The organism is Lawsonibacter hominis (genome assembly GCF_014287895.1).
Classification (GTDB): Bacteria; Bacillota; Clostridia; order Oscillospirales; family Oscillospiraceae; genus Lawsonibacter_A; species Lawsonibacter_A hominis.
The window spans coordinates 89,526-103,050 of record NZ_JACOPP010000002.1; the positions used below are offsets into that span (position 1 = coordinate 89,526).

General features: G+C 60.1%; 13 protein-coding genes. 12 read left to right on the top strand and 1 reads right to left on the bottom strand.

Features of this window, described 5'->3' with window-relative positions:
* Window positions 1-3: 3 nt before the first annotated feature.
* The 8 genes from dxs (at window position 4) to tyrS (ending at window position 8,093) form a co-directional block, all read left to right on the top strand.
* Entirely contained in the window at window positions 4-1,851 is a 1,848-nt protein-coding gene (dxs, locus tag H8S57_RS02190; RefSeq protein WP_186906435.1) for a 1-deoxy-D-xylulose-5-phosphate synthase, read from the top strand.
* The gene (locus H8S57_RS02195; protein ID WP_186906436.1) at window positions 1,838-2,656 is read left to right on the top strand and encodes a TlyA family RNA methyltransferase; all 819 of its coding nucleotides are present in this window, start codon (window positions 1,838-1,840) and stop codon (window positions 2,654-2,656) included. Before dxs ends, H8S57_RS02195 begins: the two co-directional genes overlap by 14 nt.
* Window positions 2,653-3,516: an NAD(+)/NADH kinase gene (locus H8S57_RS02200; RefSeq protein WP_186906437.1), complete on the top strand. Its 864-nt coding sequence runs from the start codon at window positions 2,653-2,655 to the stop codon at window positions 3,514-3,516. Before H8S57_RS02195 ends, H8S57_RS02200 begins: the two co-directional genes overlap by 4 nt.
* 2 nt (window positions 3,517-3,518) lie before the next feature.
* Window positions 3,519-3,971 carry an arginine repressor gene (locus H8S57_RS02205; protein WP_186906438.1) on the top strand — a complete coding sequence of 151 codons (453 nt, stop codon included), beginning with the start codon at window positions 3,519-3,521 and terminating at the stop codon, window positions 3,969-3,971.
* 75 nt (window positions 3,972-4,046) lie between these two features.
* Window positions 4,047-5,741, top strand: a complete 1,695-nt coding sequence (gene recN / locus H8S57_RS02210) for a DNA repair protein RecN (protein ID WP_186906439.1) — start codon at window positions 4,047-4,049, stop codon at window positions 5,739-5,741.
* 327 nt (window positions 5,742-6,068) lie between these two features.
* Complete coding sequence (locus H8S57_RS02215) at window positions 6,069-6,362, top strand: zinc ribbon domain-containing protein (RefSeq protein ID WP_186906440.1); 294 nt, start codon at window positions 6,069-6,071, stop codon at window positions 6,360-6,362.
* Window positions 6,359-6,880 carry a GNAT family N-acetyltransferase gene (locus tag H8S57_RS02220; RefSeq protein WP_186906441.1) on the top strand — a complete coding sequence of 174 codons (522 nt, stop codon included), beginning with the start codon at window positions 6,359-6,361 and terminating at the stop codon, window positions 6,878-6,880. The genes H8S57_RS02215 and H8S57_RS02220 overlap by 4 nt, the downstream gene beginning before the upstream one ends.
* Entirely contained in the window at window positions 6,867-8,093 is a 1,227-nt protein-coding gene (gene tyrS, locus H8S57_RS02225; RefSeq protein WP_186906442.1) for a tyrosine--tRNA ligase, read from the top strand. The genes H8S57_RS02220 and tyrS overlap by 14 nt, the downstream gene beginning before the upstream one ends.
* A 133-nt stretch (window positions 8,094-8,226) precedes the next feature.
* On the opposite strand, the gene H8S57_RS02230 is transcribed toward tyrS, so the two are convergent.
* Complete coding sequence (locus H8S57_RS02230; protein ID WP_186906443.1) at window positions 8,227-8,580, bottom strand: hypothetical protein; 354 nt, start codon at window positions 8,578-8,580, stop codon at window positions 8,227-8,229.
* Between the two features lie 30 nt (window positions 8,581-8,610).
* Here H8S57_RS02230 and H8S57_RS02235 point away from each other — a divergent pair, with 30 nt between their 5' ends.
* The 4 genes from H8S57_RS02235 to H8S57_RS02250 all read left to right on the top strand — a co-directional run bounded on the left by H8S57_RS02235 (window position 8,611) and on the right by H8S57_RS02250 (window position 13,499).
* Window positions 8,611-9,798: an AI-2E family transporter gene (locus H8S57_RS02235; RefSeq protein ID WP_186906444.1), complete on the top strand. Its 1,188-nt coding sequence runs from the start codon at window positions 8,611-8,613 to the stop codon at window positions 9,796-9,798.
* Window positions 9,799-10,012: 214 nt separating this feature from the next.
* Window positions 10,013-10,240 carry a hypothetical protein gene (locus H8S57_RS02240; RefSeq protein WP_186906445.1) on the top strand — a complete coding sequence of 76 codons (228 nt, stop codon included), beginning with the start codon at window positions 10,013-10,015 and terminating at the stop codon, window positions 10,238-10,240.
* 118 nt (window positions 10,241-10,358) lie between these two features.
* Entirely contained in the window at window positions 10,359-11,837 is a 1,479-nt protein-coding gene (gene spoIVA / locus H8S57_RS02245; RefSeq protein ID WP_186906446.1) for a stage IV sporulation protein A, read from the top strand.
* A 267-nt stretch (window positions 11,838-12,104) separates the two neighbouring features.
* Window positions 12,105-13,499: a B12-binding domain-containing radical SAM protein gene (locus tag H8S57_RS02250; protein ID WP_186906447.1), complete on the top strand. Its 1,395-nt coding sequence runs from the start codon at window positions 12,105-12,107 to the stop codon at window positions 13,497-13,499.
* Window positions 13,500-13,525 lie beyond the last annotated feature (26 nt).

Sequence of the window (13,525 nt, forward strand, 5' to 3'; positions counted from 1 at the left end):
AGCTTGGATACATTGACAAACGACCTCAGCGGCCTGAACGACAGCGAAGCGGCGCAGGTCTGCGCCCTGCTGCGGGCGCGGCTGATCGATACGGTCTCCCGTACCGGCGGACACCTTGCCTCCAGTCTGGGGGCGGTGGAACTCATCGTGGCCATTCACCGGGTATTCGATACCGGGCGGGACCGGCTGGTCTTTGATGTGGGACATCAGTGCTATGCGCACAAGATTCTGACCGGACGCAACGACGCGATGGAAACGCTGCGCACCTTTGGCGGGATCGCCGGGTTTCCCAAACCGGCGGAAAGCGTCTGCGACGCTTTTGTAGCGGGGCATGCCTCCAACTCCGTATCCGTGGCGGTTGGAATGGCAAGGGCAAGGACCTTACAGAAGCAGGACTATCATGTTTTGGCGTTGATTGGGGACGGAGCGCTGTCCGGCGGCCTGGCTTACGAGGGATTGTCTGACGCAGGCGACAGCGGCGAGCCGCTGATCGTCATACTCAACGACAACGGCATGTCAATCACCAAAAGCGTGGGCGGTGTGGCAGACCACCTGGCACGCCAGCGCCTCAAGCCCCAATATCTGCAATTCAAAAAGGGCTATCGCAAGGTCATGAGCGTGCTGCCGTTGGGCGGACACATTTATAATGTGACACACAAAATCAAAACAGCGGTCAAAGAGACGCTGCTTCCGTGCAGCCTCTTTGAAGATATGGGCTTTACCTATCTGGGTCCGGTGGATGGTCATGACGTGAAGGGATTGACCCGGCTGCTGGGCTACGCCAAGGAATTAAAAAGCCCTGTTCTGCTCCACGTCAGAACTGTAAAGGGAAAGGGCTATCCACCAGCGGAGCGCAATCCGGACCGCTTTCACGGCGTGGGCCGGTTCTGCGTGGGGAACGGGGAGCCGGTACAGCCGCCGAAGCCGAACTTTTCCGCAGTGTTTGGGCAGACCATGTGCGCACTGGCCCAGCAGGATGAACGGTTGGTCGCCATTACTGCGGCCATGCAGGGAGGTACCGGTCTGGACGAATTTGCCCGGCGCTTTCCCCAGCGCTTTTTCGATGTGAGCATAGCGGAGGGCCATGCCGTAACGATGGCGGCCGGTATGGCAAAGCAGGGGATACGTCCGGTCTTTGCCGTATATTCCTCCTTTTTGCAGCGCGCCTATGACATGCTGATCCATGACGTGGCCCTCCAGCAGCTCCACGTGGTGCTGGCGGTGGACCGGGCCGGTCTGGTGGGGGAAGACGGAGAGACCCATCACGGGGTATTCGATCCGGCCTTTCTGGACACGGTACCCGGCATGACCGTTTTGTGCCCCAGCAGCTTTGCGGAACTGCGCTCCATGCTCTCCTATGCCGTCTATCAGGTCAATGGCCCTGTAGCGGTGCGCTATCCGCGCGGCGGGGAAGGGACGTATACCGCCGATTCTGCGCCCGCGCCCGCGTGCATCCTGCGGCGGGGGAGCGACATCACATTGGCCGGCTACGGGAGCATGATCGATCCGCTGCTGGACTGTGCCCGGCGGCTGGAGCGCTATGGCGTTCAGGCTGAAGTCGTAAAGTTAAATTGCATTACACCCATAGCGTCGGATATTCTGTTGGAATCTCTGCGCAGGACCGGACGGCTTCTGGCAGCGGAGGACAGCGCTCCCTCCAACAGCGTGGGGAACCGGCTGGCCGCCGCCGCCGCACGCGCCGGTATTCCGCTCAAAGGACTGGCTCTGGCGGATACCGGGCCGGGGTTTGTGACGCATGGGACCGTACAGCAGCTGCGGCATTATTGCGGCCTGGACGGTGAGAGTCTGTGCAGAAAGGCGTTGGAGGTCTGCGGACATGGCAACGGTTAAAAAGCGGCTGGATCTGCTGCTGGTGGAACGGGGACTGGCGGAAAGCCGCCAGCGGGCCCAGGCGGTGATCATGAGCGGTCAGGTCTATGTGAAGGACCGGAAGGTAGAGAAGGCAGGCGCCCCGGTCGAAGAAAACGCGCCGATCGAGGTGCGTGGACAGACCCTTCCCTATGTGAGCCGCGGCGGGCTCAAGCTGGAAAAGGCGCTGAAGGTATTTACCGGCATTGATTTGACAGGAGCCCATGCGATTGACGCAGGCGCTTCCACCGGCGGTTTTACCGACTGTATGCTTCAGAACGGTGCGGAGAAGGTGTACGCTGTGGACGTGGGCTACGGTCAGTTGGCGTGGAGCCTGCGCAGCGACCCAAGGGTCGTGTGTATGGAACGGACCAATGTACGCTACCTCACGGCGGAACAGATTTCAGAGTCCCTGGACTTTGGCACCGTGGACGTGTCCTTCATCTCTCTGCGCCTGATCCTGCCCGCCCTGCGCGGCATCCTGAAAGAGGATGGGCAAGTGGTATGCCTTGTCAAGCCGCAGTTTGAAGCGGGCCGTGAGAAGGTGGGAAAAAAGGGGGTGGTCCGGGACCCGGCAGTCCACCTGGAGGTGCTGGAGCAATTCCTGCGCAACGCGGCGGAAGCGGACTTTTCCGTAAAGGAAATAAGCTTTTCGCCCATCCGCGGGCCGGAGGGAAATATCGAATATCTGGGACATCTGACCGCCGGAGCCGGAACGCCGTGGAACGGAGACCTGAAGGCCTTGGTGGAAGCCTCTCACGACGCGCTGGAGGGAGAGAGAGCATGAAAGTGGTACTCAGCCCCAACCCCTACCGGGATCGTGGGATCAAGGCGGCCCAATCCGCCGAGCGCATTTTGAAAAACGCCGGGGTGGAGACCGCCATGTGTCTGCCGTTTCAAGTGGAGGGCACCAATGTGGAGCTGCCCAGACACATCCGCTTTCTGGACACCCAGCAGGAATTGAAGGACGCGGACATGCTCATCTGCTTTGGCGGGGATGGGACCATCCTCCACGCGGCCAAGGACGCCAATGCCTGCGGCGTGCCCATCCTGGGGGTCAATTTGGGCAGTGTGGGCTTTATGGCGGAACTGGAGCAGAGCGAGCTTTCCCATCTCTCCAAAATTGCTGCCGGCCGGTATACCGTGGAGTCCCGCATGATGCTGGATGTGACGGTCCGCCGGGAAGGTAAAAGCGTTTATACCGATATTGCGCTCAACGACGCGGCTCTGACCAAGGGCGCGGTGGCCCGCATGGTGGACCTTGAGGTCTGCGCCGACCAGATGCGGATCTTCAGCTTTTCCTCCGACGGCGTCATCGTCAGCACGCCGACCGGCTCCACCGCCTATTCCATGTCGGCCGGCGGTCCCATCGTCGAACCGACGGCGGAAAATATCATTATTACTCCGATCTGCCCCCACGCGCTGTCCGCCCGTTCCTTTGTGCTGGGAAAGGAGCGGACGGTCTCCGTCAAAATGGGACGTGCCGCCCGGAAGACGACCTATCTCTCCGTGGATGGCGGAAAGGCGTTCAAACTCAACGGCGGGGATGTGGTGGAATTGAAGATGTCCGCCTCCAAAACCCATCTGGTTCGGCTGACGAACCGGTCCTTTTATGATATTTTGAACCAAAAGTTGGGAGGAGCGTAACCATGAAGTCAAAACGGCAGCAGGAGATCTTACGTATCATTGAGGAGCGGGATGTGGAGACCCAGGATCAATTGCTCTCGGAGCTGAAGGCGCGTGGGGTCCAATCCACCCAGGCCACGATTTCCCGGGACATCAAGGAACTGCATCTGGTCAAGGAATTGACGGGGTACGGCACGTACAAATACGCCGTATCGGAGCGCAAGACCTCCCTGAACTTTGCCGGGAGGCTGCGCACCATTTTCAAGGAGGGGGTCATTTCCTTCGATCTGGCGCAGAATATCGTGGTATTGAAAACCATGCCCGGCCTGGCCTCCGCCGCCTGCTCCGCCATCGACGGGATGGAGATCCAGAATCTGGTCGGCAGCCTGGCCGGAGACGACACCGCTATTCTGATCCTGCGCACCAATGAGGATGCGGCGGAATTCTGCAACGAAATCCATAAGATGCTGAAATAAGCCCGGAGAGGGACGCTGCCACGCCCGGCGCCGGATCCGGGGCGGCGGAACGTCTGTAAGACTGGTGGTGAGACGATGCTTTCTTTGCTCCATATCGAAAATATTGCGGTGATCGAATCGGCGGATATCCAGTTTGACCGGGGCTTCAACGCGCTGACCGGCGAGACCGGCGCGGGCAAGTCCATCGTGGTGGACGCCATCGGAGCGGTCATGGGCGAGCGTACCAGCCGCGACCTGATCCGCACCGGGGCCAGGTCTGCGTTGGTGAACGCGGTGTTTCAGGGCTTGCCGGAACTGCCTTGGTTTCGGGAAAACGGCATGGGGCCGGATGAGGACGGAACGCTTCTGCTTCAGCGTGAGATCCAAAGCGATGGGAAGAATGTCTGTCGTCTGAACGGTCGGCTGATCACGGTATCCCAGCTTCGGGCGCTGGGACGGCAGCTGTTGAACATCCATGGCCAGCACGACGGGCAGCAGCTTTTGGATGAGAGCTGCCACCTGGGCTACCTGGACCGCTTCGGCGGTACCCAGGCGCTTTGCGCGGCCTATCAGGCGGCCTTTGACCGGTTCCAGGCCATACGGCATGAAATGGCCGCGCTGGAGATGGACGAGGCGGAAAAGGCCCGGCGGATCGACAGCCTGAGTTTTCAGATCAGCGAGCTGGAGCGGGCCGGTCTGAAACCGGGCGAGGATGAGGCGCTGAGCGAACGGCGTGTGTTGCTGCGCAATGCGGGCCGGCTCATCGAGGCGGTGGAGATCGCCCACGCGGCTCTGTCCGGCAGCGACGAACTGGAGGGCGCCGCGGCTCTGATCGCACAGGCGGAGGGGGCGCTGCGCGCCGCCGGGCGCATGAGCGCTCCAGTGGCCGAATTGGCTCAGCGGCTGTCGGGGCTGCGCTCCGATGCCGACGATCTGGCCGAGCAGGTCCGAGAGCTGCGTTGCGGCTTTGAGTTCGAGCCTGGTGAATTGGATGAGATCGAGGGCAGGCTGGACGTGATCTACCGTTTGAAAAAGAAATACGGCGACACGGTGGAGGAGATGCTGGCCTATCTGGACCGCTGCCGGAAGGAGCTGGATGAGATCCAGTTTTCCAGCGACACGCTGGCGCGGCTGGAGAAGAAACGGGACAAGGCGCTGGAAGAGACGCGTGAGAGCGCCAAACGGCTCTCCGATGCGCGGCGTCAGGCGGGCGAAACGCTCCAGAAGCGCATCCAGTCCGAGCTGGCCCAGCTGGACATGCCCAAGGTGCGTTTTCAGGCGGAATTCCGGGAGAAGGGCGGAGAGTACGGTCTGGATGAGACGGGGATGGATGAGGTGCAGTTCCTCCTGTCCGCCAACGTGGGAGAGGATCTGAAGCCGATCCAGAAGATCGCCTCCGGCGGCGAGCTGGCCCGCATCATGCTGGCCCTGAAAAACGTGCTGGCGGAAAACGACGACGTGGGCACCCTGGTCTTTGATGAGGTGGACACCGGCGTGTCCGGCCGTGCGGCCCAGAAGGTGGCGGAAAAACTGGCCGATGTGGCCGGGCGCAAGCAGGTGCTCTGCGTGACCCATTTGCCCCAGCTGGCGGCGATGGCGGATGTACATTTTTCAGTGGAAAAAGGAGAGCGCAAGGGGCGGACCTTTACGCAGGTGGAGGTTTTGGACCGGGAGCGACGCAAGGCGGAGCTGGCCCGGCTGACCGCCGGAGCGCAGATCACCCCCGCGGCGCTGGAGAGCGCGGGGGAACTGCTGGACGCGGCGCAGCGCTATAAAAAAGAAAGTCGTTGACAAACAAAACGGGTTATACTATAATGCAAGGCAATATCAAACTGCGATGACAGGGAAGAGTACCAGGAAGGCGCCTGCCCAGAGAACCCCCGAAATGGTGCGAGGGGGAGAGGGGCCGCCTGGGAATACGCCTTGGAGCAGCCGCCGGAACGGTTTTGACCTAGTAGGGCTGTGTCGGGTGCGCCCGTTACCGCGTCTGGGGTGTGACTGCACCCGATGAGGCCGTTGTCTGCGAGGAGACGGCGAACCAGAGGTGGTACCGCGTCTTTACGCCCTCTGTCCGAACGGACAGGGGGCGTTTTTTGATCGGAAAGGGTGTGGACTTGGGTGAAACGGGAGATCTGCCTGCGCTGCGGCGGAGCGATGGGCTGGGTCGGACAGGAAACGCTGCAAAAAGGGAAAGCCAGCTGGCTGTTCGGCAATTTGGACCATCTCTTGTCCGGCGCGTTGACCATAGACCTCTATTGTTGCAGTTCGTGCAGGAGGCTGGAATTTTATGCCGTGGAATTACCCGGGGATGCGGGCAGCGGTATCGCGCAGGTCCCTTGTCCCGCCTGCGGACAGTCCCACGACCTGGACGACCCGAAGTGTCCCCACTGCGGAAAGAGGCTGCTGGAATGAAAAGGACGCTGTGCATACGACCGCTCTGCCGGGCGGATTACGGACGCTGCAAAGAGCTGATGGCCCAGTTCCACGCGCTCCATGTCCAGAATCGGCCCGATCTGTTCCGGGCGGCATCCCCGGAGACGCTTGCGGCATACTATCGGGACGAGTTGGCGGAAGGGGAGCGGTTGTCTGCGGTAGCAGAGCGGGATGGGGTTCCAGTGGGGGCCTGTCTGGTCAGCGTCAAGACGCAGGCGAAAGGGCAGACGATCCTGGCGGGGCGTAGCATCGCCTGTGTGGAAGCCTTGTGTGTGGCGCAGTCCTGTCGGGGACAGGGGATCGGGACATCGCTGATGCGCTGGGTAGCGGAGCGGGCGGCGGCGCTTGGGCTGGACAGCGTGGAGTTATCGGTCTACGCCTTCAACAATTCCGTCCGGTCGCTGTATGAGGGACTGGGGTTTCAGGTGAAGAGCTATCACATGGAATATTTGCGGAACATCAAACGAGAGGAAAGAAATGAACATGACTTGTTATGAAGAACTCAAGGCCCGGGGGCTGATTGCCCAAGTCACCAATGAGGAAGAGATCTCTAAAATGATCAATGCGGGCAAGGCGGTATTCTATATCGGCTTCGATCCCACTGCGGATTCCCTTCACGTAGGCCACTTCATGGCCCTGTGCCTGATGAAGCGGCTGCAGATGGCGGGCAACCGGCCCATCGCCCTGATCGGCGGCGGTACCGGAATGATTGGAGACCCCTCCGGCCGAAGCGATATGCGCACCATGATGACGCCCGAGACCATCCAGCACAACTGCGATTGCTTCAAAAAGCAGATGGAGCGCTTTATCGAATTCGGCGAGGGGAAGGCCAGGATGCTCAACAATGCGGATTGGCTGCTGAAGCTGAACTACGTGGAATTGCTGCGGGAGGTGGGCGCCTGCTTCTCCGTCAACAACATGCTGCGGGCCGAGTGCTACAAGCAGCGCATGGAAAAGGGCCTGAGCTTTCTGGAATTCAACTATATGATCATGCAGTCCTACGACTTTTACCACATGTTCCAGCACTACGGATGCAATATGCAGTTCGGCGGAGACGATCAGTGGTCCAACATGCTGGGCGGTACCGAGCTGATCCGCCGCAAGCTGGGGAAGGACGCCCACGCCATGACCATCACGCTGCTGCTCAATTCCGAGGGCAAGAAGATGGGCAAGACCCAGTCCGGGGCCGTATGGCTGGACCCCAATAAGACCGCTCCGTATGAGTTCTATCAATACTGGCGCAACGTCGGCGATGCCGATGTGCTCAAGTGTTTGCGCATGCTCACCTTCCTGCCGCTGGAGCAGATCGACGAGATGGATCATTGGGAGGGGGCCCAGCTCAACACTGCCAAAGAGATCCTGGCCTTTGAGCTGACCAAACTGGTCCATGGGGAGGAGGAGGCCGGGAAGGCCCAGCAGGCTGCCCGCGCCCTCTTTGCCCAGGGCGGAGATAAGTCCAATGTGCCCGCCACCGGACTCGCCTCCGACGACTTGACCGACGGAAAAATCGCGCTGCTGGATTTGATGGTCAAGTGCGGCCTGACGCCCTCCCGCTCGGAAGCCCGCCGCCTGGTGCAGCAGGGCGGCGTGGAGGTGGACGGCGTCAAGATCACCGATATTGCAGCCGCGCTCACGGAGCAGCAGCTCTCCGGCGAGGGCGTGATGCTCAAAAAGGGCAAGAAGGTATTCCACCGGGTAAGCCTGATTTGAAAAACAGACGGTAAAACAGAACAGCGGCGGGGTCTGTTTCTTGTATCAGGACGGGTCCCGCCGCTGTTTTTTCGAAAAAAACAAAAGAACCTTAAAAAATAGTTTATCGGTCCAACCGTTGGGTATGGTAAGATTAAGGCATTACCGCATCATTCAGCGCGTGTGGATTGGCGCAAAAATTTGTGCCGCAAAAAGGCGCAAAACCGCAGGAATACTTTGTGTATTGCAAGGTTTTGCAACGCATTTGTGGGACAAATTGGCCGCCAAGACGCGCGTGGGGAATTGTGCGGTGATGCCTTAAGAAAAGAACGGAAAGAAGCGCGGATTTCATGACCATATTCCAATCAGACTGCGGCAGGACCGTTTCCGGTTGCGCAATACCGGCGGCCGTGCTATGATACGGAATAAGGGGAAACCGTTCTGCGGCTGATTCGTGCGGCCCTGCCGCAGCAAGACGCACGACCGGATCGACCGTACTGTGATCCATAACCGTAGCAACCGAAGGGGGACAGGATGCGTGCCGGATAAGGAAAACAAGGACAAACGAAAATGGTATATTTTGGATGGGAGATCCATTTCACTGCTGCTGGTCCTGCTGATTGCGATTTTGTTCTATGTGGCGCTGACCCATTTCGACGTGATCCAGACCCGGCTGAGCCTGTTTATGGGGGTGGTATCGCCTTTCATCGCCGGGTTTGCCATTGCCTATCTGCTCAATACGCCCATGTGCTTTTTTGAACGGAAGGTTTACCGCAAATTAAGGTTTAAGCGCGGATTATCCATCCTGACCGTCTATCTGCTGGCCCTGGCCCTGGTGGTGATTCTGCTGCAGATGATTTTGCCGCAGGTGGTCCAGAGCATCATGGATCTGGCCACGAACATGCAGTACTACCTGAACGGACTGGAACGTTTGGTCCAGCAGGTGACGGAGCAGTTCCAGCTGGAAGGGGCCGGGATCGAGGAAAGCCTGGAATTTATCAAAAACTTGACCAGCAAGCTGACGGAAACAGTGGCCAGCTCCCTGCCGCAGCTGCTGGATTTCGGGATGGCGGTGGGCAGCGGCATCATCTCCGGCATCACTGCGGTCATTTCCTCCATCTATATGCTGGCTGGAAAGGGGCGGCTGGTGCCTCAGCTGAAAAAAATGCTCTATGCTGTCGTTCCAAAGCGGAGGGCCGACAAATTTCTGCAGATCTGCAGCCACGCCAACAAGGTGTTCGTGGGTTTCATCAACGGCAAGCTGATCGACTCCGCCATTATCGGCGTATTGTGCTTCCTCCTGTGCCTGATCCTGCGTATCCCGTACCCCATGCTGATCAGCGTTGTGATCGGGGTGACCAACATCATTCCCTTTTTTGGCCCCATCCTGGGTGCGATCCCCTGCCTGATGATCCTGGTCATTGTGGATCCCTGGGCGGCGCTGCGTTTCCTGGTTCTGGTCATCGCCCTGCAGCAGTTCGACGGGAACATCCTGGGGCCGAAGATTCTGGGCGACAGCACGGGCCTGTCCGCCATCTGGGTCCTGGTGGCCATCGTGGTAGGCGGCGGACTGTTCGGGTTCCCGGGTATGGTGCTGGGCGTGCCTACGTTCGCGGTGCTCTACGCTCTGGTGCGGGAGTGGGTGAACCACCGCCTGGACGCCAAGGGGATCGATGGAAACGGGACGCCCCGCACAAAGCCGGCAGAACCAACCGAAGAAGAATAGAACGCTGTTCCCCCGGCCGCGCCGGGGGAACTTTTTTCCGTCAGGCGTTGGAAACGCGGCGGATCTTCGTCTATACTAAGAAGAGAGAAAGCCTATTCTGCGGAGGGCTATGCGCTGTGACAAATATTCAGCTGTTCCGCGCCATTGGCGGCGTGGATGACGCGCTTTTGGAGCGCAGCGAACGGACCGTGGGAAATCGGCGGATCCAGATGCGATGGGCGCCGCCGCAAACCTGAAAAAGAGCGAGCTGAGCTTCCGCGGTGAGCGGGCCTGCCGTGCCATTGCGGAGATTCGGGCGGAGCGGGTCTACCGGGGGTGGCAGCCGGTATGCCTTTGGGGCGGGGGACGGCGGCCTGATTTTACGCGCCGGGCCTACGCGGGTATTGCGGATGCGGATACGCTGGAAGCGGTCGGCGCCCATATCGGGCGTAGGATCTCATAGAACGGCATGCCCTGCAATTCCTCCGGCCGAGTGTGGGAGAGGAAGCATATTTCATGGCTTATCCCCATACCTATGTAGAGAAAACGACCGGCTCGTGGGGCCGAAGGAGGAATTGCAAGTGGAACAGCGCAAGATCTACGAGGATATCGCCCTGCGTACCGAGGGAGATATCTATATCGGCGTGGTGGGGCCGGTGCGGACGGGGAAGTCGACCTTTATCAAACGCTTCATGGAGACCATGGTCATTCCGAACATCGATAACGTCTACCGGAGAGAGCGCTCCCGCGACGAGCTGCCCCAGAGCGGTTCCGGCCGCACCATCATGACTGCGGAACCCAAATTTGTCCCCGAGGAAGCTGTGGAAGTCACGCTGGAGAACGGGGCCGCCTTTTCGGTGCGGCTCATCGACTGTGTAGGTTACATGGTGCCCGGCGCCGTAGGCTCTCTGGAGGACGGAAGCCCGCGCATGGTCACCACCCCCTGGTTCGATTACGAAATTCCCATGACCGAAGCCGCCGAAATCGGGACCCGCAAGGTCATTGCGGAGCACTCTACCATCGGTATCGTGGTGACCACCGACGGGACCATCACCGATATCCCGCGGGAGGATTATCTGGAGGCGGAGGAGCGGGTCATTACCGAGCTCAAGGAGCTGGGAAAGCCTTTTTTGGTGGTACTGAATTCCGCCTACCCAAACTCGGACCGGGCCCAATCCATCCGGGCCGATCTTATTTCACGGTATGACGTCACCTGTGTGTGCGCCGATTGTCTGGAGCTGGATGAGCGGGCGGTCACCGACATCATCAAGGGTGTGCTCTATGAGTTCCCGGTCAAGGAGCTGGATCTGTTTCTGCCCCCCTGGGTGGACGCGCTGCCCTACGACCATCCCATCAAGAGCGGACTGTACGCCGCCATCCGGGAGGGCTGCGGCGGCATGCACCGCATCCGCGATGTGGAAGGCGCGGTCGCCGCCATCGGGGCGTGCGATACGGTCAGCAGCGCCCGCATCACGTCCATCAGTCTGGGAACCGGTCTGGCCGCAGCCCAGATGGATCTGCCGCGGAGCCTGTTCTACGAGACCTTGTCCCAGCAGTCCGGCTTTGCCGTCCACGACGATGGGGATCTGCTGGGACTTTTGTCGGAGCTCTCCCATGTCAAATGGGAATACGACAAAGTTGCGGGAGCCCTGGAGGAGGTCAGGCGCACCGGCTACGGCATCGTAGTGCCCGGCACCGATGAGCTGGTGTTGGAAGAGCCGGAGATCGTCCGCCAGGGCGGACGATACGGCGTACGCCTGAAGGCATCCGCACCTTCCATCCATATGATCCGGGCGGATATCGAGACTGAGGTGTCGCCCATCGTGGGCAACGAGAAGCAATCCGAAGAGATGGTCAACTTCCTGCTGCAGGAATTTGAGGGGGACACCAAGGCCATCTGGCAGTCCAATATTTTCGGAAAGTCCTTCCATGAACTGGTGAGCGAGGACCTGAACACCAAGCTCAAGCGCATGCCGGACGACGCCCGGGGCAAGCTTCAGGAGACCCTGCAGCGTATTATCAACGAGGGCTCCGGCGGACTGATCTGTATTATCCTGTAACGAGACGGCGGCGCGCCCAAAAGGGCGCGCCGCCGTCTCAGACGGTTGAAAAACCATCCCGCAGGAGCGCCTTGCAGAGTTCCTTCATCTTGGGACAGGCTGGGTCGAAACAGGCCTTTGGGTCTGTTTTGACCGCCTTGTCCGCTGCTGTTTGGGTCATCGGAGGTGGGGGCAGAATAGAGAAGAATAGGAGCGCCTGACAGACCGATACCAGGCCCGGGCCGGGGGCAGGGCTGCCGCGCGCGAACCAAGAAAGAGAGGCCCCTTATGAAAATTGTATTCATCACGCCCGCCAGCTGGCTGCGGCGCCAGCGCTTCTACCGGCTGGGCGGCTCTTTTTACGGGCACACAAACGCCATCACGGGTCCGCTGATCCTGGGCCACATTCTGAAGACGGCGGGGCATCAGGTGGAGGTCTATGAGGAGCTCTATACCACCCTGAATTACAAGCGGCTGACCAAAGGCGTGGACGTATTCTGTCTGAACGCCATGACATCCACCGCGCCGCGGGCCTACGAGCTGGCCGACCGCTTCCGTCGGGAGACCGGAGCGCGGGTGATCCTGGGCGGCATCCACCCCAGCACCCTGCCGGAGGAGGCGGCGGAGCACGCCGATCAGGTCATCGTCGGAGAAGGGGAGCGGGTCATCCTGGACGTGGTGGAGGGCCGCATCCGGGACGCCGTCGTCCGTGCGCCCTGTGTGGAAGACCTGGATTGCGTTCCCATTCCGGATTACTCCATTTTGAAGACCCGCTGCGACACGGCTAACGTGATGTCCAGCCGGGGCTGCCCCTATTGCTGTTCCTTCTGCACCACCTCCCGGATGTTCCGGCCTTACCGGAGGCGCAGCGTGGAGAGCGTGATCGCGGAATTGCGCTGCTACAAGCGTTTGGGCTTTCGCTATATGAACTTTGAAGACGACAATTTTACGGCCGACCCGGACTACGCTAAAGAAATCTGCCGCCGGATGATTGCAGAGGATCTGGTGTTCCGGGAGACCTTCTTTTTTGGACGTACCGACCTCTACCGGGATGAGCAGCTCCTTGATTTGCTGGAGCAGGCGCATCTGAACCGGGTCCTGGTCGGCATTGAATCCCTGAATCAGCAGGCGCTGGATCAGGTCGAAAAACATCAGCGGGTGGCTGATATCGAAGCCTGCGGCGCGGCTCTGGCACGGCACAAGATCCGGTTGATCGCCAGTCTGGTGCTGGGGATCGACGCCGATACGCCGGAGGATATCCGCCGCTCCGTGGCGTTTGCCAGGCAAATCGGAGCGTATCAGCTCCAACCGGCCATTCTGACGCCCTTCCCGGGCACCGCCGTTTATGAGCAGTACCGGGAGGAGGGGCGGATACTGACCCGCGATTGGGAACAGTTCGACATGATGAACGTGACGTTTCAGCCCAAGCACATGACCGCCTGGGAACTCCAGGAGGAATTTATGCGCTCCAGCCGGACCTTTTACGATATCCGCTCCTCGTTTCAAATCATGGCGCGGTTCGGACCGGCCTACGGACTGCGCCGCCTGGGCCTGGCCGCGGCGGCCAAGCTGGGGACCTTCGCGGAAGGGGTGGCGGCCGAGCTGGGAAGGGGAAGCTATTATTACAGCCTCAAGCATGGAGAGACCGGTACGGCTGGAGCACAGAAAGCGGAGGGACTCTGAATCACCTTGCAATCCGTTTGACAATC